This window comes from Propioniciclava coleopterorum, from assembly GCF_011393335.1.
Classification (GTDB): Bacteria; Actinomycetota; Actinomycetes; order Propionibacteriales; family Propionibacteriaceae; genus Propioniciclava; species Propioniciclava coleopterorum.
This window is the reverse complement of sequence record NZ_CP049865.1, coordinates 2,048,716-2,068,620: the sequence shown is the minus strand read 5'-3', so window position 1 is coordinate 2,068,620 and position 19,905 is coordinate 2,048,716. Positions and strand designations below refer to the sequence as shown.

At 73.6% G+C, this 19,905-nt stretch carries 25 protein-coding genes and 1 pseudogene; 14 read left to right on the top strand and 12 right to left on the bottom strand.

Annotated features, from left to right (window positions below; all coding sequences use genetic code 11):
- The first annotated feature begins 2 nt into the window (after positions 1–2).
- The 7 genes from G7070_RS09925 (at position 3) to G7070_RS09895 (ending at position 4,686) form a co-directional block, all read left to right on the top strand.
- Positions 3–338, top strand: coding sequence for a PadR family transcriptional regulator (locus tag G7070_RS09925; RefSeq protein ID WP_166233608.1), 336 nt, complete (start codon positions 3–5; stop codon positions 336–338).
- Complete coding sequence (locus tag G7070_RS09920) at positions 335–703, top strand: DUF1048 domain-containing protein (protein ID WP_166233607.1); 369 nt, start codon at positions 335–337, stop codon at positions 701–703. Before G7070_RS09925 ends, G7070_RS09920 begins: the two co-directional genes overlap by 4 nt.
- Entirely contained in the window at positions 700–1,518 is an 819-nt protein-coding gene (locus G7070_RS09915; RefSeq protein WP_166233606.1) for an ABC transporter ATP-binding protein, read from the top strand. Before G7070_RS09920 ends, G7070_RS09915 begins: the two co-directional genes overlap by 4 nt.
- On the top strand, positions 1,515–2,279 hold the full coding sequence (locus G7070_RS09910) for an ABC transporter permease (protein WP_166233605.1): 765 nt from the start codon (positions 1,515–1,517) through the stop codon (positions 2,277–2,279). Before G7070_RS09915 ends, G7070_RS09910 begins: the two co-directional genes overlap by 4 nt.
- A 98-nt stretch (positions 2,280–2,377) precedes the next feature.
- Positions 2,378–4,063, top strand: a complete 1,686-nt coding sequence (locus G7070_RS09905; protein ID WP_166233604.1) for an FAD-dependent oxidoreductase — start codon at positions 2,378–2,380, stop codon at positions 4,061–4,063.
- A gap of 123 nt (positions 4,064–4,186) precedes the next feature.
- Positions 4,187–4,462 (top strand): metal-sensitive transcriptional regulator, encoded by a 276-nt coding sequence (locus tag G7070_RS09900; RefSeq protein ID WP_166233603.1) that lies wholly within the window; start codon positions 4,187–4,189, stop codon positions 4,460–4,462.
- A 50-nt stretch (positions 4,463–4,512) separates the two neighbouring features.
- Positions 4,513–4,686: a DUF8730 family Cys-rich protein gene (locus tag G7070_RS09895; RefSeq protein ID WP_166233602.1), complete on the top strand. Its 174-nt coding sequence runs from the start codon at positions 4,513–4,515 to the stop codon at positions 4,684–4,686.
- Between the two features lie 183 nt (positions 4,687–4,869).
- Here the strand turns inward: G7070_RS09895 and G7070_RS09890 are convergent, their stop codons facing one another.
- Positions 4,870–5,622 carry a CPBP family intramembrane glutamic endopeptidase gene (locus G7070_RS09890; RefSeq protein WP_166233601.1) on the bottom strand — a complete coding sequence of 251 codons (753 nt, stop codon included), beginning with the start codon at positions 5,620–5,622 and terminating at the stop codon, positions 4,870–4,872.
- 237 nt (positions 5,623–5,859) lie between these two features.
- On the opposite strand from G7070_RS09890, the gene G7070_RS09885 reads away from it, so the two are divergent.
- A complete protein-coding gene (locus G7070_RS09885) occupies positions 5,860–7,011 on the top strand; it encodes a sensor histidine kinase (protein WP_166233600.1) in 1,152 nt (383 codons plus the stop codon).
- Entirely contained in the window at positions 7,008–7,640 is a 633-nt protein-coding gene (locus G7070_RS09880) for a response regulator transcription factor (protein ID WP_166233599.1), read from the top strand. Before G7070_RS09885 ends, G7070_RS09880 begins: the two co-directional genes overlap by 4 nt.
- Positions 7,641–7,766: 126 nt before the next feature.
- Here G7070_RS09880 and G7070_RS09875 read toward each other — a convergent pair whose 3' ends face one another.
- From G7070_RS09875 to G7070_RS09860, 4 genes are read right to left on the bottom strand one after another with little or no spacing between them, the layout of a single operon-like run.
- Positions 7,767–8,249, bottom strand: a complete 483-nt coding sequence (locus G7070_RS09875) for an SRPBCC domain-containing protein (protein WP_166233598.1) — start codon at positions 8,247–8,249, stop codon at positions 7,767–7,769.
- Positions 8,246–8,587, bottom strand: a complete 342-nt coding sequence (locus tag G7070_RS09870) for an ArsR/SmtB family transcription factor (RefSeq protein ID WP_166233597.1) — start codon at positions 8,585–8,587, stop codon at positions 8,246–8,248. The genes G7070_RS09875 and G7070_RS09870 overlap by 4 nt, the downstream gene beginning before the upstream one ends.
- A 33-nt stretch (positions 8,588–8,620) precedes the next feature.
- Positions 8,621–9,559, bottom strand: coding sequence for an SRPBCC family protein (locus G7070_RS09865; RefSeq protein ID WP_166233596.1), 939 nt, complete (start codon positions 9,557–9,559; stop codon positions 8,621–8,623).
- Entirely contained in the window at positions 9,556–9,894 is a 339-nt protein-coding gene (locus G7070_RS09860) for an ArsR/SmtB family transcription factor (protein WP_166233595.1), read from the bottom strand. Before G7070_RS09860 ends, G7070_RS09865 begins: the two co-directional genes overlap by 4 nt.
- A gap of 188 nt (positions 9,895–10,082) precedes the next feature.
- Between G7070_RS09860 and G7070_RS09855 the strand changes: the two genes are divergently transcribed.
- Positions 10,083–10,694 (top strand): RDD family protein, encoded by a 612-nt coding sequence (locus tag G7070_RS09855; RefSeq protein ID WP_166233594.1) that lies wholly within the window; start codon positions 10,083–10,085, stop codon positions 10,692–10,694.
- A gap of 28 nt (positions 10,695–10,722) precedes the next feature.
- Here the strand turns inward: G7070_RS09855 and G7070_RS18685 are convergent, their stop codons facing one another.
- Together G7070_RS18685 and G7070_RS18680 are read right to left on the bottom strand one after the other, a co-directional pair.
- Positions 10,723–11,541, bottom strand: a complete 819-nt coding sequence (locus G7070_RS18685) for a LysR substrate-binding domain-containing protein (RefSeq protein WP_246227836.1) — start codon at positions 11,539–11,541, stop codon at positions 10,723–10,725.
- Positions 11,493–11,618 (bottom strand): annotated as a pseudogene (locus G7070_RS18680) (LysR family transcriptional regulator); the annotation flags it as partial. The gene G7070_RS18685 and the pseudogene G7070_RS18680, both read right to left, overlap by 49 nt.
- Positions 11,619–11,730: 112 nt before the next feature.
- Between G7070_RS18680 and G7070_RS09845 the strand changes: the two are divergent.
- The gene (locus tag G7070_RS09845) at positions 11,731–12,432 is read left to right on the top strand and encodes an aspartate/glutamate racemase family protein (RefSeq protein ID WP_166233593.1); all 702 of its coding nucleotides are present in this window, start codon (positions 11,731–11,733) and stop codon (positions 12,430–12,432) included.
- 85 nt (positions 12,433–12,517) lie between these two features.
- On the top strand, positions 12,518–13,075 hold the full coding sequence (locus G7070_RS09840) for a GNAT family N-acetyltransferase (RefSeq protein ID WP_166233592.1): 558 nt from the start codon (positions 12,518–12,520) through the stop codon (positions 13,073–13,075).
- A gap of 126 nt (positions 13,076–13,201) precedes the next feature.
- Here the strand turns inward: G7070_RS09840 and G7070_RS09835 are convergent, their stop codons facing one another.
- The gene (locus G7070_RS09835; protein WP_166233591.1) at positions 13,202–13,582 is read right to left on the bottom strand and encodes a DUF4180 domain-containing protein; all 381 of its coding nucleotides are present in this window, start codon (positions 13,580–13,582) and stop codon (positions 13,202–13,204) included.
- A 136-nt stretch (positions 13,583–13,718) separates the two neighbouring features.
- On the opposite strand from G7070_RS09835, the gene G7070_RS09830 reads away from it, so the two are divergent.
- Both G7070_RS09830 and G7070_RS09825 read left to right on the top strand, forming a co-directional pair.
- Positions 13,719–14,231, top strand: a complete 513-nt coding sequence (locus G7070_RS09830) for a hypothetical protein (RefSeq protein ID WP_166233590.1) — start codon at positions 13,719–13,721, stop codon at positions 14,229–14,231.
- Between the two features lie 129 nt (positions 14,232–14,360).
- Entirely contained in the window at positions 14,361–15,026 is a 666-nt protein-coding gene (locus G7070_RS09825; RefSeq protein ID WP_166233589.1) for a hypothetical protein, read from the top strand.
- Here G7070_RS09825 and G7070_RS09820 read toward each other — a convergent pair.
- The 4 genes from G7070_RS09820 to G7070_RS19580 are packed head-to-tail and all read right to left on the bottom strand — an operon-like array spanning position 15,013 to position 19,886.
- On the bottom strand, positions 15,013–15,651 hold the full coding sequence (locus tag G7070_RS09820; protein WP_166233588.1) for a 4'-phosphopantetheinyl transferase family protein: 639 nt from the start codon (positions 15,649–15,651) through the stop codon (positions 15,013–15,015). The genes G7070_RS09825 and G7070_RS09820 overlap by 14 nt on opposite strands.
- The gene (locus G7070_RS09815; RefSeq protein ID WP_166233587.1) at positions 15,648–16,994 is read right to left on the bottom strand and encodes a heparan-alpha-glucosaminide N-acetyltransferase domain-containing protein; all 1,347 of its coding nucleotides are present in this window, start codon (positions 16,992–16,994) and stop codon (positions 15,648–15,650) included. Before G7070_RS09815 ends, G7070_RS09820 begins: the two co-directional genes overlap by 4 nt.
- 13 nt (positions 16,995–17,007) lie before the next feature.
- Complete coding sequence (locus G7070_RS18675; RefSeq protein ID WP_348981501.1) at positions 17,008–19,098, bottom strand: Pls/PosA family non-ribosomal peptide synthetase; 2,091 nt, start codon at positions 19,096–19,098, stop codon at positions 17,008–17,010.
- On the bottom strand, positions 19,023–19,886 hold the full coding sequence (locus G7070_RS19580) for an AMP-binding enzyme (RefSeq protein WP_348981456.1): 864 nt from the start codon (positions 19,884–19,886) through the stop codon (positions 19,023–19,025). Before G7070_RS19580 ends, G7070_RS18675 begins: the two co-directional genes overlap by 76 nt.
- Between the last annotated feature and the right edge of the window lie 19 nt (positions 19,887–19,905).

Here is a 19,905-nt window from a genome sequence, read left to right as displayed (position 1 = left end):
CGGTGGGCAGGCAGATGACGGAGATGCTCAAGGGCACCCTGGAGGGGATCGTCCTGGCGATCCTGGCCGCCCGCCCCGCCTACGGCTACGAGATCACCACCTGGCTGCGCGAGCAGGGGTTCGCCGACATCGCCGAAGGGACGGTGTACGCGCTGCTGCTGCGCATCGAACAACGCGGGCTGGTCGACGTCGCGAAGGTCCCCTCGGAGAAGGGGCCGCCGCGGAAGGTCTACTCGCTCAACGACCAGGGCCGCGACCAACTGGACGAATTCTGGCGGACCTGGGCGTTCCTCGACGGACGCCTGGCCGCCCTGCGGGACGAGGAGAACCACGCATGAACATCAACGAACTGCTCGAGAAGGTCGTCGGCGACCTCGGCGACAAGCGCCGCTGGCGCGCCTACAAGGCCCGGGTCGCGGCCCTGCCCGAGCCGTACCGCCGGGCCACCGAGGCCATCGAGCGCTACCTCACCTACTACGGGTCGATCGTGAAGGGCGACGTCATCGTCACCATGGCCGACGATCTGGCCGACCTCTTCGAGCAGGCCGCGGCCGATGGCACGCCCGTGCGGACGATCGTCGGCGAGGACCCCGTCGCCTTCGCCGAGGACTTCCTGCGCACCTACGCGGACGGTCAGTGGGTCAACAAGGAGCGCCGGCGCCTGATCGAGGCCATCGACGCCGCGGAGAAGAGCCAGTCATGAGCGCCATCGCCGTCACCGGCGTGGAGAAGTCCTTCGGCGACGTCTCCGTCCTGCGCGGCGTCGACCTGCGCGCCGAGCCGGGCAGCATCGTCGCGCTGCTGGGCTCCAACGGGGCCGGCAAGACCACCCTGGTGCGCATCATCGCCACGCTGCTACGGGCCGACGCGGGCACCGCCACCGTCCACGGCTTCGACGTGGCGACCCAGGCCGCCGACGTGCGGGCGTCCCTCAGCCTCACCGGGCAGTTCGCCGCGGTGGACGACGTCCTCACGGGCCGGGAGAACCTCGTCCTGATGGCGCGCCTGCGCCACGTGGACGCCCCGGGCGCGGTCGCGGGACGGCTGCTCGAGCGGTTCGGGCTCACCGACGCCGGCGACCGGCGCGTCCAGACCTACTCGGGCGGGATGCGGCGCCGCCTCGACATCGCGATGAGCCTGATCGGCGACCCGCCGATCATCGTCCTCGACGAGCCCACCACGGGACTGGATCCGCAGGCACGCCTGGAGGTCTGGGACGCCGTGCGGGAGGCGTCCGGCAAGGGCACGACCATCCTGCTGACCACCCAGTACCTCGACGAGGCCGAGCACCTGGCCGACCGGATCGCCATCCTGCACGAGGGTCGGATCATCATCGACGGCACCCTGGCCGAACTCAAGGCCGTCCTCCCGCCCGCGACCGTCGAGTACGTGGAGAAGCAGCCGACCCTCGAGGACGTCTTCTTCGCCCTCGTCGGCGGCCCGCGCGCGGCGTCCGGGGGCGCCGGCCCCGACACCGGCCACCAGTCGGCCGCAGCCACCACGGAGGAACACCGATGACCAGCCACGCCCTCGCCGACACGTCCGCCCTGCTGGGACGCTCGCTGCGGCACGTCACCCGCAGCCCCGACACGATCATCACCACCGCGCTCATGCCGATCGCGATGATGCTGATGTTCGTGTACGTCTTCGGCGGTGCCATCTCCGCCGGGCCCGAGCCCTACGTGACCTACCTGCTGCCGGGCATCCTGCTCATCACCATCGCCTCGGGCATCGCCTACACCGCGTTCCGCCTGTTCCAGGACAAGGAGGGCGGCCTGATGGAGCGACTCCGCTCGATGCCGATCGCCCGCTCCTCGGTGCTGTGGGCGCACGTGCTCACCTCCCTGGTGGCCATCGCGGTCTCGCTGGTCATCGTCGTGGCGGTTGCGCTGCTGATGGGGTTCCGCTCCCCCGCCGGGCCGCTCGCCTGGCTCGCCGTCGCGGGCATCCTCGGGCTGTTCACCCTGGCTCTGACGTGGGTGGCGGTGATCCCCGGCCTCACGGCGAGGACCGTCGACGGGGCGTCCGCGTTCAGCTACCCGCTGATCTTCCTGCCGTTCGTGAGTTCCGCGTTCGTCCCGACCGCCACGATGCCGGGGCCGCTGCGGTTGTTCGCGGAGAACCAGCCGGTCACCTCGATCGTGAACGCGATCCGCGACCTCCTCGCCGGGCGTCCCGTCGGGGCCGACCTGGGAGTGGCCCTGGCGTGGTGCCTGGGCATCCTCGCGGTCGCCTACGCGGTCGCCACACTGCTGTACCGCCGCCAGGCGCGCGGGTAGCCCGCGCCACCCGCTTGCCGCGACGGCGGGGCGTCCGCCGCGGCAACCGCAAGGCAACCGGGCTTGATCTCGATACCCCCGGGGGTATCTTGATGGACATGAAGATCGTGGTGGTCGGCGGCGTCGCCGGCGGAATGAGCTGCGCGGCCCGCGCCCGCAGACTGGATGAGACAGCCGACATCGTCGTGCTGGAGCGGGGCGAGCACGTCTCGTTCGCGAACTGTGGCCTGCCCTACTACGTCGGGGGCGAGATCGAGCACGCGGACAAGCTGCTGGTCCAGACGCCGGCGTCGCTGGAGGCCGCCCTGAACCTGGACGTGCGGACCCGGCACGACGTCATCGGCGTCGACACCGAGGCGCGCACCGTGGAGGTGCGCACGCCCGACGGCGTCCGGCACCTGTCCTACGACGCGCTGGTCCTCGCGCCGGGCGCGCGGGCCATCCGCCCGCCGATCGACGGCCTCGACTCCCCGCGCGTCCGGACGCTGCGCACCGTCGACGATGCGATCTCCCTGCGCGAGAAGGTCGAGGCGGGCGCCCGGCGCGCCGTCGTGCTCGGCGCCGGCTTCATCGGCCTGGAGGCCGCGGAGGCGCTGGCCGAGCGCGGGCTCGACGTGACCGTCGTGGAACTCGCGCCCCACGTCCTGCCCGCTCTGGAGCCCGAGATGGCCCACCTGGTCACCGAGGAACTGCGGGCCCTGGGCATCGACGTGCGCGCCGGCGTCGCCGCGACCGCCATCGAGCACGCCTCCGGCCACGACACCGTGGTGCTGGGCGACGGCAGCCGCGTGGCCACCGATCTGGTCGTGCTGTCGGTCGGCGTCCGCCCCGACACCGAGGCCTTCGAGGCCGCGGGCATCGCCTGCGAGCGCGGCGCCATCCTGGTGGACGAGCACGGCCGGACGTCCGCGCCCGGCGTCCGGGCCGTCGGCGACGCCGTCGCGTCGGTGGACGCCGTGACCGGCGTGCGCCGGCCCGTCCCGCTCGCGGGCCCCGCGAACCGCGCCGGCCGACAGGTGGCCGACCACATCGTCCGCCCCGAGCAGGCGCGTCCGATCCCGGCCCCCGTGGGGACGGCGATCGTCCGGGTCGGGACGCTCACCGCGGCGATGACCGGCGCCAACCGGTCGTCCCTGGCGGCCGCGGGACTCGCCTACCGCACCCTGCACCTGCACCCCAACCAGCACGCCGGCTACTTCCCCGGCGCGGGGCAGATCCACCTCATCGTGCACGTCCGCGACGGCGACGGCCTCCTCCTGGGCGCGCAGGCCGTCGGGGCCGAGGGCGTCGACAAGCGCATCGACGTGTTCGCCACCGCGATCCGCGCCCGCATGACGGTCGCCGACCTCATCGACCTCGACCTGGCCTACTCCCCGCCCTACGGGCAGGCCAAGGACGCCGTGAACCTGACGGGCATGGTGGGCTCGAACGTCCTCGACGAGACCCTGCGGCTCTGGTACGCCGACGAGCTCGACGAGGTGCGCGACACCGCCCTGCTGCTCGACACCCGCAGCGTCGCCGAGTACGCGACCGGCCACCTCCCCGGCTCGCTCAACATCCCGCACACCCAGCTCCGCGACCGCCTCGACGAGGTGGACGCCGCCGCGGCGGGCCGGGCGGTGCGCGTCCTGTGCGCCTCCGGCGTGCGGTCGGCGATCGCGCACCGCGTCCTGGCCCAGGCCGGGTTCGACTCGGCGTCGCTGTCGGGCGGGATGCTCACCCTGCGGGCCACGCTCGGGGATCGGGCCGCCGACGTCCTCGAGCGGGAGACCGTTCCCGCATAGCGTGGGCACCCCGCCGCACCCGGGCGGCACGGGGGCGCGGGGCGGCCCGCGCCTGGCCCGCCGCCCGTGCCCGCCACCCCAGCATCCGACCCGACCCCGACCCCGACCCCGGAAGGACCGACCATGACGACCACCGACGCCGACGCCCACCGCCGCATCCTCAACCGCCTGCGCCGCGCCCGCGGCCAGCTCAACGGCGTCATCGACGCCATGGAGGCCGGCGGCTCGTGCCGCGACGTCGTCACCCAGCTCGCCGCCGTCTCGTCCGCCCTGGACAAGGCCGGCTTCGCCATCATCGCGACCGCGATGAAGGACTGCATCACCGATCCCGACGCCGCCCGTGAGGGCGACGGCATCACCACCGAGGAGCTCGAGAAGCTCTTCCTGACGCTGGCCTGACCAGCACCGCACGACACCACCAAAAACGTTTCCACGAAGGAGAACCACCCATGTGCCGACCTGTTTCCTGCAAGACCTGCGGCAAGACCACCTGGGCCGGCTGCGGCCAGCACATCGACTCGGTGAAGGCCACCGTGCCCGCCGGCCAATGGTGCCCCGGCCACGAGAAGGCCGAGTCGTCGTCCTCGAGCGGCGGGATCTTCGGCCGCATCTTCGGCCGCTGAGGCCCGATCAGCACTGACGCCCGCCCGGGCTTCCCGGGCGGCGCGTCCGCGTCCCGGGGCATCGTGTCGTTCTGGTGCCCCGAGCGCGCGACCCCCGACGCATCGCCCCTGGTCACGGCGATTCGCGCCGGCGCGCCGGCCCACTGGCGGCACCAGAACGACACCTCACGGTCGCGACGGGCGCTAGGGCCGCGCGAGCGCGAGCCGGAGCGCCGCCGCCACGGTGAGCGTCACGCCCAGCACCACCCAGGACGCGGGCCCCTGCGGCCAGCCGAGCAGCGCCGGCACCAGCAGCCCCGTGTGGATGCCGCCGTGGACGCCGACCGCCGCCCACACGGTGCCCGAGCACCAGCGCTCCACCCCGGCCCACAGGCCCATGCCCAGCGGGAGCGCGAGGTAGAGGACGCGCTCGGCGCCCGACTGCTGGCCACCCGAGGACGTCAGGTGCAGCACCGTGAACGCCACGGTGGTCGCCGCGAGGGTGAACCACGGATGCCGGCGCACGTCCACGAAGGCGAAGCCGCGGAACCACCACTCCTCCTGGATGCCCTGCAGGACGAACGCCCGCGCCAGGCCGTAGAACAGCACCAGCAACAGCGGCAGGCCACCCGCGCCGCCGAGCACGGGGCGCCCGGCGTCCAGACCGGACCACCACGCGCCCCAGGACGCCGCCGCGGTCACCGCCGCCACGGGCAGCGCCGTCGTGATCAGCACGGCCACGGCCCGGCGGCCGGACGCGGGACCCAGGTAGCTGCGCCACGACACCCCCTCGACGCGGGCGCACAGGCGCAACAGCAGCCACGCCGCCAGCGGCGCCAGCCCGTAGGACGCGGTCAGGACGGCCACCTGGGCGGTGAGGACGCCGCCGCCCGGCGGGGTCGCCAGCCAGGCCCCAGCGGCGGGATCAGCAGCACCAGCGCGGGCGCCGCCGCGCACGCGAGCATCCCCACGGCGGCGATCAGGCACCGCCCGAGCGTCCCCAGCCGGCCCCGCCCGCGCGGGAGGTCCGGCTCGGACCCGTTCACCCCGGTCATGATTTCCTTCTCGGTTCGCATGCCTCCAGCCCACCGGTTCGCGACGCCCCGCCCCAGTGCCCGCGGTCACGACCCGGCGGCCCGCGATGTGACCCCGGTCACATGCGCCGGTCGGGCGCGTCCAGTTCAATGGGGAGGCATGACCCCCGACGTCGCCGCCTCCCGCCGGTTCGGACGCCTCGCGGCCGCCACCCTCGGCGTCGCCTGCGCGTCCGCGCTGCTCGGCGCCCTGTACCTGTTGGACGGCGGCCGGCCGTGGTGGCACGCGGCGGCGCTCGCCGCCCTCGCCCCGGCGACCGCCCTGGTCGCGACCCGCTGGTGGCGCACGCGCGGCAGCCGACCCGGACGCGGATGGGCCGTGGCGCTGTGCGCGCTGGGCCTGGCCGTGTGGGGCGTCTCGGGCAACGTCTCCGGCGTGCCGCTCGCGGCGCTCGCCCTGTGCGGGCTGGTGTGGGAGTTCGGCCGCTGGACGGCCGTCGCGGTCGGGGCGGCCGTCGTGGCGGCCGTCGCCACGAGCTACGCGATCTGGCCCCCGCGGGGCGGCGCGGTCGAGAACCTCGCCATGGTGGGCGTCCTCGTGGCGCTGGGGATCCTCGCCTCCGAGGCGATCGCCCAACTGGATCTGGCGCGCGCGCTGAGCGAACGTGAGGCGGCCGCCCGTCGCGACGAGGCGCTCGCCGAACTGGACCGCGCACTGGCCCGCGAGCGCATGGAGCAGGCCCGCGCCCTACACGACGAACTGGGGCAGCGGCTCACGATCGTCGGCATGGGGCTGGACGTGGCGCTCCGGCTGCGCCCCGACCCCGGGGCGGCGTGGGCGGAGGTCGAGCGCGCCCGCGCCGAGGCGGGCGACGCGCTGGCCTCGCTGCGCCTGCTCGTGCGCAGCCTCAGCCCGCTGACCGCCGAGGAGGCCACCACCATCGATCTGGACGCCGCCCTCGCGCGCCTCGCCGGCGCCTTCGCGGGCACCGGGTTGGCGGTCGACCTCGTCCGCGCGGACACCGGGGAGACCGCCCGCCTGGACCCACTCGCGTACCGGATCATCCAGGAGGGGCTCACCAACGTGGCGCGCCACTCCGACGCGACGTCGGTCACGGTGACGCTCGACGGCGGCGACGAGCGGCGGGTACGGATCGCCGACGACGGCGGCCCGACGGGACGGCTCGAACCCGGCTTCGGGCTCCGCCACCTGCGGGCGCGCGTCGAGGCGGCCGGCGGGACGTTGCGGGCCGCACCCGAGGCGTCCGGGTTCGTGCTGGACGCCCGCTACCCGAGCGGCCTGGCCGCATGACGCGGCTGCGGTTGCTCGTCGTGGACGACCAGGAGCTGCTGCGCCGCGGCCTGCGGATGCTGCTCGACAGCACCGGCGAGGCGCGGGTCGTGGCCGAGGCGCGCGACGGTGCGCACGCGCTGGCCCTGCTGGCGCGCACCGAGGTGGACGCCGTCCTGACCGACATGGTCATGCCGGGCATGGACGGGCCGGAGCTGATCCGGCGCTGCGCCGAGCAGTTCCCGGGGCTGCCCGTGCTCGCCCTGACGACCTTCGACACCGAGGCGGTGGTGTCCGAGGCGCTGGCCGCCGGTGCGGCCGGACTCCTGCTGAAGGACACCTCCCCCGAAACGGTGGTCGCCGCCGTCCGCACCGCGCTGAGCGGCGGGCTCCACCTCGATCCGCGCGTCGCCCGGACGGCGCTGGCGGGGCCGCGCGAGCCGGCGCCGGATCCCCTCGCGTCCCTCACCGACGCGGAGCGGGCCGTCGCCGACTGCGTCGCCGACGGGCTCAGCAACCCCGAGATCGCCCGGCGCCTGCACCTGGCGCCCGGGACGGTCAAGAACTACGTCTCGACCCTGCTCCGCAAGCTGGACGCGGCCGACCGCACTCAGCTCGCGCTGGCGCTCGACCGCGCCCGCCGCAGCTGACGCGGGGCCGAAACCGGATCTCAGCGGCTTGACGCTGTGGGGAATCCGACCGCGGACCCCGAGAACGACCGGAGGCCCGCCCCGCGGTGCGGAGCGAGCCACGTCGGTTCAGGCTCGGCTTAGCCGTCAGGAGCCGGAGTTGACCATGGGGCGTCCGGTCTCGAGGACGGTCTTGAGCCCGGCCAGGATCCACGGCCAGCCACCGCCGCCCTGGGTGGGCTCGCCGCCGCCGGCGATCTCGCGCCCCAGCTCCGGGTTCGCCGAGACGTCGTGCGTCAGGACGACCTTGGTGAGCGGCCCCTCGAACTCGGTGAGCTCCCACGTCACGGTGGTGGGGGCGGCGTCCGGGTACCAGGCGGGCGCCCAGGTGATCTGCAGGCGGGACCTCGGCTCCACGGCCAGCACCTCGCCGCTGACCGCCACGTCCCCCATCCCCATCGCCTTCATGCCGGGCGAGGTGAGGTTGCGGTAGACGCCGCCCGGGGTCAGGTCGACCTCGGTGTCGCCGCCGTAGCCGTACTGGTTGGTGAACTCCGATGTGGTGATGGCGTCCCACACGCGGGCGGCGGGGGCCTCGATGTAGACGGTGTAGATCTGGATGTCGCTCATGGCTGTTCCTCCTCGATGGCCGACTTCAGGTCGAGCAAGGCGCCGGCGATGGTCGCCCGCCGCGTGTACTTGCCGATCCAGCGTCGGTGGATCTGTTGGATGGGGACGGGGTTGAGATGGTGGAGCTTCTCCCGGCCCTGCTTGCGGGTGGTGACGAGGTTGGCCGCCTCCAGCTGCCGCAGATGCTTCGCGACGCCGAACCGGGTCATCTCGACGTGGTCGTTGACGACGGCCTCGAGCTCCCCGAGCGAGCGGCCGTCCCGCTCGAAGAGAGCATCCAGCAGCAGTCGCCGGACAGGATCGGCCAGCGCCTTGAACACTGCGTCGCTGTCGTCCATGCCCTCGACATTAGGTGACCATTTGGTCACCTGTCAAGACCCGGCGAGCACGTCCGCGAGCTGCGCCAGGGTGAACTCCCAGCCCTGCCGGTAGTCCTGCGCGGGCGCCGGGGTGGCCCACGGGCCGCTGTGCCGCACGGTCAGCAGGGTCGCCCCGTCGCCGGCCTCGGCGAGCGCGAGGTCGACCGCCTCGTCGCGCGTGGCCCCGTCCGCGTCGGTCCAGACCCAGGTGAGGGCGAGGTGGTCCGGGGCGTCCACGGCGAGGTAGCGCCCCTCCAGGACGATGCCCGCGCCGGGTGCCGCGATCCGGTAGGCGCCGCCGGGCCGGACGTCGGCCTCCACGACGACGTCGCCCCAGTGCCGCCACCACCAGGACGCCAACCCCTCAGGCGTGGCGAGCGCGTCCCAGACTCGGTCGGGCGACGCGGCGATCGTCCGCTCGAGTTCCAGGACGCCGTCGCGGATCGTCCGCCACCGGTCGACCGAGCCGCCGACGGGCCAGGAACCTCCATCGTCGCCCACCGGACCGGCGGCCCCACCTGCGAGGCGTGCAGCCAGGGCGTCGAGCAGGTCCTCCCAGCCGCCGCCGTAGTCGAGCGCGGCAGCCGCGGCCAACTGGGCGTGGGTGAGGGTGAGGCGCGATCCCGGGCCCTCGGGCGCGACCGCGACGACCACTTCGCTGTCGGGCTCGCCCGGGTAGCGCCACCGGCAGGCGACGCGACCCGGCCCGCACGCCGTGACGACCAGGTCGACGAGGTCGTGGTCGCCCAGGTCGACGCGGAAGGAATCCCCCACCCCCGCGGGGGCGCCCTCGACGGCGCCGAGCCAGCGGGCCAGGCGGGCGGGGTCGGTGACGGCCGCCCACAGGTCGTCGGCGTCCACCGGATAGCTGCGGGTGAAGGTGAGGGCGGGGCGCTCCGCGCTGCCCGTGAGGGCTCGGGCGAACACGTCGAGTCGGTCGGTCGCGGTCATGTCGGGTCTTCCTCTCGCTGCCTGCGGACGCGGGCCACCTCGGTGTCCAGCGCGTCCAGCCGTTGGGTCCAGAACGCCCCGTAGCGCTCCAGCCACGCCTGCGCCTCGCGGAACGGCTCCGGCCGCAGCGCGTAGAGCCGCCGACGGCCGTCCGCACGCGCCTCGGCGAAGCCCGCATCCCGAAGGATCCGGAGCTGATGCGACACCGCCGGCTGGGTGATGCCGAACTCGGCCGTCACGGCGTCGACGATGCCGCCGGCGGGCACCTCGCCGGCGGCGAGGAGCTCCAGGATCCGGCGCCGGACGGGGTCGCCGAGGATGTCGAAGGCGTGCACAACCTCTTTATATCAGGCTTGTTTTATATGAACAAGTACTTATCCAAGGCAGAGACAGCCCCGGATCCGCCGGTGCCGGATGGCCCGGCGGCGGATCGCCCGGCGTCCGCTCGGCGCGGTGTCGGGTCCGACGCACCGTCCCTCGGCGACCCTTGACGGTTCCGCGCGGGCGGGCGACGCTGGGGCGCATGCCCCCACCCTTCGAGCCCGACACGCCCCGCCGCACCCTCATCAACCACCTGGCCGGACTCCGGCTGCAGGCGTACGCCCTGGACTGCCTCGGCTACCTCGGCGTGGCCGCGCTGCTCGCGGTGCCCGGGGTCATCGCCTACCTGACCCTCCCCGCGCTGTCGTTCTGGCCGGTCTGGGGCCTGAGCCTCATCCCGGCCGCCGTGGCGACCGTCTGGGCCGCGGCCGCCGAGTCCGGCCCCCACGCGGCGACCCGCGGCAAGCGGGCGCGGGGCCTGCGGGTCGGGTCGACGGACGGTGGCCCGCTCCCCCGCGGCCGGGCGCTGCTGCGCAACGTGGCCAAGATCGCCATCCCGTGGCAACTCGGGCACACCGTCGCGCTCGGCGCCAGCTTCGGACTCTTCGAGACCGGCGCCCCGTTCATCCTGACGGCGACCGCGCTCACCTACGTGGTGGTGGGCGTCGGGGTCGGCATGACCGTCCTCGGCAGCGGACGCCCCCCGCACGACCGATTGGCCGGCAGCCGCGTCGTGGCGGCCCCGCACGGCAGCGGCGCCGGGTCGCCGCAGGCCACCGAGCCCGCCGGCGCCCGCGCGACGGGCGAGGAGTAGGCCACAAGGCCGTGGGCGCCCCCTCCCGTCAGGACGCCCCGGCCAGCGCGCCCAGCACGGCGGCCACCGCCGGCACCCGCTCGACGCCCGGCAGGGTGACCGCGTCGATCGTGCGCGCGCCGAGCCCGGGGACGTCGAGGGCGAGCACGTCGGGGTGATGGTGGGCGTCCAGCGACGACTCCGGCAGCGCGGCGACGGCCAGCCCCTGGGCGACGAGGGCCTGGACCACCACGTAGTCGTCGGTGGTGTGCCGCACCCGCGGGGTGAATCCGGCGGACGCGCAGATCCGCAGCAGGTGGGCGCGACAGCGCTCGCAGCCGGCCGCCCACACGGCCTCGCGCAGGCCGTCCAGCGTCCGCAGCCCGTGCGGGTCGGCCACCCTGCCGCCGAGCATCAGGCGGGAGCGCGGCACGACGAGCCGGACGGGTTCGACCGCCAGGGCGAGCGCCGTCAGGTCCGCGGGCAGGTCCTCGTGTTCGTAGCGGAAGGTGAGCGCGACGTCGGCCTCGCCGGCGCGGACGGCCTCGACCGCCTCGGGGGCTCGGCCTCGCTGAGGGCGACCTCGACGCCCGGATGCGTGCGCTCGAGCGCGACCAGCGCGCGCGGGACCAGCGTCGCCAGCGCCGAGGGGAAGGCCACCAGCCGGACCCGCCCGGCGCCCGCCAGGGTGAAGTCGGCCATCTCCGAGGACGCGGCGGCGAGCAGCCCCGCCACCTCGTCGGCGCGACGCAGCAGCGCCTGCCCGGCCTCGGTCAACTGGACGCCCTGGGTGCTGCGCGCGAAGATCGGCGTCCCGATCTCGCGCTCCAGGCGTCCCATGTGCTGGCTCACGGCCGGCTGCGTCCAGCCCAACTCGCGCGCCCCCGCCGAGAACGAGCCGGCGCGGGCGACTGCTCGAAAGATCAACAGGCGTCGCGGATCCATGGCATAAGTGTGGCTTATGCCCCGGCAACGATCTCGGCCTTCCGGGAAACCCGACTCCCCGGGAGCATAGAGGCAAGCCACGGGGGTTTTTTCGACACGCAGGGGGGCGGCCATGCAGACCATCGGGATCATCGGCGGGATGAGCTGGTACTCGACCATCAACTACTACCGGATCATCAACGCCAAGGTGCAGGAGGCGCTCGGCGGCCACCACAGCGCCAAGATCATGATCGACTCGCTCGACTTCGACGAGGTGCGCGCCATGCAGGTCGCCGAGGACTGGGACGCCGCGGGCGAACTGCTCGCCGAGGCGGGCCGCTGCCTGCAGCGCGCCGGCGCCGACACCGTGCTCATCGGCACCAACCTCATGCACAAGGTCGCCCCGGCCGTCGAGGCCGCCATGGGCGTCCCGCTGCTGCACATCGCGGACGCCGTGGGCGCCGCCGCGACCCGCCAGGGCTTCGAGCGGCTCGCCATCCTGGGCACCAAGTGGGTCATGGCCGAGGACTTCTACGCCGAGCGCCTCGCGCGGCACGGCATCACCGCCATCGCGCCCGCCCCGGACCGCCACGAGGTGATCGACGGCATCATCTTCGACGAGCTGACCCAGGGCATCGTCACCGACGCCAGCCGCGCGGTGTTCGTCGCCGAGATCCAGGCCCTGAAGGACGCCGGCGCGCAGGCCGTGGTGCTGGCCTGCACCGAGATCGAACTCCTCATCTCCCAGGCCGATTCGCCGCTGCCGGTCATCGACTCGATGGCCACGCACGCCGAGGCCGCGGCGGAGGCATGCCTCGCCCCGATTTCCGTCTGATTTTCTGGCATCGCACCTAGTGGTGAGGGAGTTCGGCGCGTACAGTTCTCGGTGAACGCCACCGTCTTTTCCCTGAGGAGGCGTCATGAGGACACGACCCCTCACCATCTACCCCGCGACCCCCGCACGCTGGGACGACCTCGCCTCGGTGTTCGGGCATCGCGGCGGCCCCGCCCGCTGCTGGTGCCAGTACTTCATCGATCCCGAGTGGTCCTTCGACGCCTCGGAGGCCAACCGTGCCGCTCTGCTGTGCCAGGTGGTCGGCCAGCACCCGGCGCCGGGGCTGATCGCCTACCTCGACGAGGAACCCGCCGGTTGGGTCGAGGTGGGCCCCCGGGAGCGTTACCCGAACGCACGCCTCCCGCTGGGGGATCCGGCCACGTGGGCCATCACCTGCTTCGTCGTCCGGCCGGTGGCGCGGCACACCGGCATCGCCACCGAGATGCTCGAGGCCGCCGTCGACCACGCCGAGCGCAACGCGGCGAGCCGCCTGCTGGCGCGTCCGGTCGACACCGACGGCGGTCGCCTGCCCGGGGGCGACCTCTACACCGGCGTCCTGAGCACGTTCCTGTCCCACGGTTTCCGCGAGGTGCACCGCCGGGGGCACCGCGTCGTGGTCGAACTCGCCCTCCCCCGGGACTAGTGGGAGCGCCCGCCTCCTGCGCTCCCGGCTGGCTGAACCGACCACCGCGGCGAACCGACCACCGCGGCGAACACGCCACCATGGTTGTCGCGCAACAGGGCCGCTCGACGCACCCTCTGAGCCGCGTCAGGCGGCGCCGGCCAGCCTGGCGTCGAGGGCGTCGAGATCGGGCAGGAACCAGATGTGGTCGGCGTCGTTCGACTCGGCCACCAGGCCACGGAACGCGTCGCTGCGCTCGAGGTGGGCATCGATGTCGCCGAGGACCACGAGCTTGACCCGATAGTTCACGAACTTCTGCATCACGTCGCCGGCGAACCCCGTCCCCAGCCGGAAGAAGGACGCGTCCAGCCGATGCGCGGGCACGACCACGAACTCCGCGTTCCGGAAGGCCGCCCCGATGAGGTCCAGCGCGTCCTGGGTGGACGCGATCACCGGCCCGTCGTCGGCGCAGACCAGGAGCCGGCGGCCGCCACTCTCCACGACGCGGTCGTCAGTCCCATCCCCCATGTCGCCCCCTCCGGCAGACCAAACGCCCCCGGGTTAGGTGAACCCGCCCCCCACGGCCACCCGCCAGGGCGTCGGCCGCGCCGCGCGGCACGCGCCCTAGGGTGGATCGCAGCAGTTGCGAACGGAAGCGAGGCCCATGTCCCGGCGAACCTTGATCATCGCGTCGCTGGCCTGCCTGGCGGTGGCCGGCGGCACGATCCTCGCGTGGAGCTACCAGGCCGGCACCGACCCGGAAGCCGCCGCAGCGACGGGGGCCACGGCGCAGACCGTGTTCTCGCTCGGCGTCCTGGCCGGAATCGGGTTCGCGGCCGCCGCGGCGTGGTCCTGGCTGCGTGCCCGGGTCGCCGAGCGGGCCGCCGAACTGGAGGCGGAGACCCAGCCCCCGCCCCGCCCCGACCTGCCTCCCGCCGACTCGCTGCGGCTGGCCGCCCGGTCCGACGAACTGCTCGAGCGGGCGCGGGAGGCCCGCCTGAGCGGCGATCTGAACGCCGCGCTCGCGGCCGCGGACGACGCCGTGGAACTGCGCCGGGAGTTGGCGGCACGGAACGCCGACGTGTTCGGCGCGGACCTGGCCGAGGCGCTGGCCCTGCGTGCGGAGCTGGCCGCGGACCCCGGCGCCCCACCCGCGGAGGGCGAGCCGATCGCGTGAGGCCGCCGAGGCCGCGGCGACGCGCGTCGTCAGGGCCGATCCGTTGCGTGGAACCCACGGCATAACGTGGTCCCTCCGGGGGGTGACACCGTAAACTGGTGAGGCTTTGTCGAGGTCGCGGGAGGACCATTGAGCCACATCCAGATCAGCCGCCGATCGGCCGTCCGGGGGGTGGCGGCCGTCGCGGCCGCCGTGCTCCTGTCCGGATGCGCCGCGATGGTCGACCCCGAGGCGGCCGCTCCGAGCCTGTGGGTCCGCGAACCCGAGTACGACGCCGAGGTCGTCACCGCTGTCGGCGCCGACGTGGCCCGGGCGGCCTGGGAGTTCTCGGTGGACTTCGCGCTCACGCACCAGTTCCGCGAGGAACTCATGGATCCCGAGCGCCGCCCGACCTCCGAGGCACTCATCTCCCCCGTGATCGGCCAGCTCACGCCGCTCGCCCAGCAGTACTGGCGCGACGAGGTCGACCGTGCGCTGCGCGGCGAACCCGTCGCGCGCGAGAACCTCGACGTGTTGATGTTCAGCGGCTGGGAGGCCGACGCCGAGATCCAGAAGCCCGCGCGCGGCCAGGTGGTCACGTCCCAGGCGATCGAGCGCGGCCGGGTGGGCCTGGAGGGCGAGACCGGCCTCATCAGCGTCCGCTTCGCGTATCGCGCCGGGCTGGAGATGGCCGCTCGCGGGCACCCCGTGACGTTCGCCGCGCGCAACGAGCCGGTGCACTACCTCGAGCGGCAGACCGACGGCACCTTCCGGATCGCGCGCTACAGCGGCCGCCTCGACGTCAAGCAGTCGTAGCCCGCCGGCGGCCCAGCAACGGCCGCCCGTCGAGCACTCTCACGGCGACGCCGGGCGGGACGGCCACCGCGCCCCCGATCCCGGACGCCGTCGGCGCACCCCACACCGTCGCCAGATCCCCCAGGTCGTGGACGACGAGGTCCCGCTCGCCCGGCCGCGTCGCCCGGCGGTCGGCCAGGTCGACCTCGGCCATCGGCAGGGCCAGGCCCCAGCCCCACGCCTTCAGGACGGCCTCCTTGCGCGCCCAGTCCCGCAGCAGCAGCGCGCCGGCGTCGGGCGCCGTGGCCGCGGCGGCCCGCTCCCGCGGCGTCCAGACCCAGTCGGCCAGCGTGTCCAGGCGGCGGTCCGGGTGCGGCCCCTCCACGTCCACGCCGACGGTCGGGGCGTCGGTCAGCGCCAACGCCACCGCCCCGCGCGTCCGCGACCAGGAGACGGCGGGCGCGTCGGGGGCTGAGAGCGCCGGGCGCCCGTGCGCGGTCGAGCCGCAGCGGCGGCACGACCGGACCAACGGTGCGGGCCTGGCGTCCCAACTCGCCAGCGCCGCCGCCAGGAGTCCGGCGACGGCGTCGGCTGAACCGGGGGCCACCGGCACGACCCACACGTCGCAGCGGCCCCGGGCGCTCATCTGCTGCGCGCCGGCCGGTAGGGCCCGCTGAACGCCCGCTTGATCGCGTCGGTCAGCAGGGCGAGGGCGGCCTCGAGCGGGCCGCGCGCGAACCACGTCCGCCAGACCAGCGCGAAGGCCACCAGGATTCCGAGCTGGATGAGCAGGGTGGGCCAGGAGTCGTGCCCCAGCGCGGGCACCTCGAGCATGATCAGGTGGCCGACGTAGGCGGTCAGCGGCATCGAGCCGAGGGCCGCGAGGGGACGGAACGGCGCCGCGGCGACGCGCCCGATCACCAGGCAGGCCCCCAGCACGCTGGTGGCCACGCCGAGGGTGAACAGCAGGTCAAGCGAGGTTCCGGTGTGCGGCGCGAGCACCGCGTTCCACCACCAGTCGGTGGTCGGGACGGTGCCCGTGGCACCCCAGACCAGGATGTCGGTGAAGTTCTCCAGGCTCATGGTGCGCGCGGCCACGGCGCCCAGGGCGTTGCGCCCCCCGACGACGTCCATGAGGATCCACTCCGCGATCAGAGCCGTGCAGGCGACGACGAAGCCGCCGAGCAGCAGCCGCACCGCGACGATCCGGTTCGCCATCCGCGCCCGGCCGGTCCCCAGCCCGACCAGCGAGTAGGCGAACCAGGTCAGCGCCGGGAAGGCGCCGGTGAGCACGACGAACTGCAGCGTCCCGACGGGGTCGATGATCGGATCGAGCAGCGTCCGGTTCTCGACGACGCCCTGCAGCGCGTCCCAGCCGGGCAGCGCCCAGGTGTTCCTGATCATGTGGCTCGCGACGGGCGCGAGCAGCGCCAGGATGACGCCGATCGAGAGGTTGAACAGCGGCGAGGCCCGCAGGAACGGGATCAGCATCACGAACAGGACGGCGTACGTCGGCAGGATGATCTCGGCGTGCTCGGCGGGGATGAAGAAGCCCAGCAGGAGACCGATGGTGCCGATGAAGACCATGCGGACGAGCAGGTTCAGGCAGGCCGCCACCCACCGGCGTCCGCGCGGCGGGGTGGAGCGACCCGTGGTGAGCCCCACGCCGACGCCGGCGAGCACCGCGAACAGCGCGGCGGCGTTGCCCGAGGACAGCAGCCAGGCAGCGGGCTTCGTGCCGGCTGACGTGACCATCGGCGTCACGTGCACGATCATCATGCCGACGATCGCCAGCCCGCGCGCCATGTCCAGGCCGAACAACCGGGGCTGTCGGACGATCGGCAGCCCGAGCCCGCTGCGGCGGGGGTGGCTGGGCTCCTCGCACGCGTGGGGCAGCGTGCCGGTCGCCGGTTGTGCCGGCCCGGGCGGCGGAGGCAGGTCCTCCGACCGGGAGCCGCCCGCCTGCGGGACACCGGCCACGGCGGCCACGCCCCCACGTCGGTCATGCGTGCACCCGCGCTCGTCGCGGGATCGGGGCCGGGAGTTCACCCGCGCCGATCGCGTCGGGTCGGGCCGGGATGCCGATCCAGCGGGTCGCCGGCGGGATGGATTCACCCTTCATGACCAGCGACAGCGGCGCCAGTTCGGCGTGGTCGCCGAGGGTGGCGCCGTACAGCACGATCCCGCGGACGCCGATCGAGCTGTCGTCCTCGAGGCGGACGCGGCCCATCTTCATGACCCGATCCTCGAAGAGGTGGGTCTGCAGCGACACGTGCGCCCCGACGGAGACGTCGTCGCCGATCGTCACCAGGTCGAACTCGGTGATGTAGGTGGTGTCCAGCAGGCAGCGGCGTCCGATCCGCACACCGAACAGGCGCAGCAGCGGCGGCAGCATGGGGGTGCCCGCGAGGGTCTGTAAGAGGACCGGGACCGCCGTCGTCTCGAAGATGCCGGTCATGAACTCGGTGCGGCGGACGAACCCGCTCCACAGCGCCTGGACGCGGGGCCGGTAGCGCCCCACGATCAGCCACTTCATGAGGGCGATGACGAAGACGGTGAGCACCGAGAACGCGAGCGCCAGCAGCGGGGTGGCCGCCACGGTCACCCACAGGGGCAGCTCCTCCGCCGCGATGAGCGAGACGGTCATGAGCGTCCCGAACGTCGACAGGCCCAGGATCGTGGCCGGGAGGCAGGCCCGGAAGAACTCGATGACGTAGCGCGAGACGACCTTCCAGCGCGGGGGCGCGAAGGTGGCCTTCTCGTCGAACTCCTCGTAGACCTCGCGCTTGGGGAGGTAGATCGCGGGCGAGCCCAGCCAGGACGTCCCTTCGGCCATGCCCCCGGTCGGGGGGATGGACATGACGCCGATGAGCGAGTTGTCGCCCATCTCGCTCCCCGAGGGGACGAACGCGGCGTTCCCGACGAACGCCCGGTCGCCGACCGTGGTGGGCCGGAACGCGACGTGGCCGTTGGCGTAGATCGCCGACCCGACCGAGCCCATGTCGGCGACGAACGCGCCCTCGCCCAGCGTGAGGAGATCGGGGTCGATGTTCGCGATGGTGGCGATCTCGGCGTGCTTGCCGATGTTCGCCCCCAGCCGGCGGAGCCAGTGCGGCGTGTAGAGGGTGCCGAACAGCGAGTTGGTCAACTCGAGGTTGACGCTGAGGAGCTGGTCGGAGAACCACTTCTCGACGCCGAGCGTCGAACGGAGGTGGTGGATGCCGACCGGGGTGCGCTCCAGGGCGAACCGCCGCAGCATCAGGATGAGCGTGCACGCGGTGATCACGAACAACGGCCCCGTGGCGAGCGTCATCAGCAGCGCCGCGATGTGATCGAACGTCATGAGGGTCGCCCACACCAGGAGGAAGGACGGGATCAGCGCGACCATCGGGACGAGCTCCAGCGCGAGGATACTCACCCGGAAGCGGCTCAGTTCGGCCCGCCCCCAGTCGCGGGGGGCGTGATCGCACTCGAGCATCTCCGTGACGACCGGGTCGGCATCGCGCGAGCCGTTGGTGGCCGGCGAACCGTCCCAGAACTCGCCCGCGGGCACCGCCACGTCCTCGGGCACCAGCGACTGGTTGCCGAGCACGGCGCCGGCGCCGAGCACCGCGCCGGGGGCGAGCACCGAGTTGGCCCCCACCATCACGTCGTCACCCAACTGGATGCGTCCGACGTGCAGGTAACCCCCGCGGATCTCGTAGCCGGCGAGGTGCGTCGCGTAGCCGACGGTCACGTTGCGGCCGACCTCGAGCATCGTGGGGAGCGGGATTTCGGCGGTGCCCAGGTGGCACTCCGGGCCGATGCGCGCACCGCACCAGCGCAGGTACGTCAGCGCGTACGGCGAGCCGGCGAGCCGCGGCATGGGCGACAGGCTCATGGCGCGCCCGACGACCCAGACCGCCAGGTGCATCGCCCCGTACAGGGGGTAGCTGCCCGGCCGGATCCGGCGTCCGAACGTCCTGGCGGCCAGCGCGGGCATCGCCCAGCGCGACAGCAGGTACGAGAACGGCACGGTCAGGCCCATCTGCAGCAGCATGGTGTAGTTCGGCTCGCCGCCGTTGGCGGCGTAGACGATCCCGACCGGGAACATCGCGACCACGACGGTGGCGACGATCCAGCCCAACTGCGCGAGCCCGAAACCCCACACGCGCCACCAGGGGGCGGGGGCGGGGCGCGCCGCGACGACCTCGTCCCGCGACAGCCGCGGCAACCGGTCCTGCGTCGCCTGCTCCGCGAGATGGGCCGCGAGACCGCGGATCGTGGGGTGCTCGTACACCTCGGGCACCGACAGCGTCGCTGTGCCGAACTCGCCGGAGCGGCGCAGGGCCGACACCAGCGTGGCGGCGACCAGCGAGTGGCCCCGAGGTCGTCGAACAGGTCGGCCGCGACCGAGATGGTCTCCGCGGGCAGTCCGAGCACGTCGGCCCAGACCCCGTTCAGGTACTCCTCGATCTCGCCCTCGGGCGCGACGAACTCGCCCCCGGAGGACACCAGCGGGTCCGTCGCCGGACGCGGCAGCGCCTTGCGATCAGCCTTGCCCGAGGGCATCAGCGGGATGGTGTCGATGGTGTCGATGAAGTCCGGGACCATGTACGGCGGGAGCTTCGCGCGCATGTGTTCGTGCAGGTCCATCCGCAGCGCGTCCACGTCGTCGACGGGGCGCGCGAGCAGGATGAAGGCGGCGAGCCGGCCGCCGTTGATCTCCTTGTCGATCAGGTTCACCACGGCCGCCTGCACGGCGGGGTTCTCCTGGATCGAGGTCTCGATCTCCCCCAGGTCGACGCGGTGGCCGCGCACCTTGACCTCGGCGTCCGCGCGCCCGAGGTACTCGATCTCACGGTCCGCGGTCAGGCGGGCGAGGTCGCCCGTCCGGTACATCCGGTCGCCGTGCTCGTTG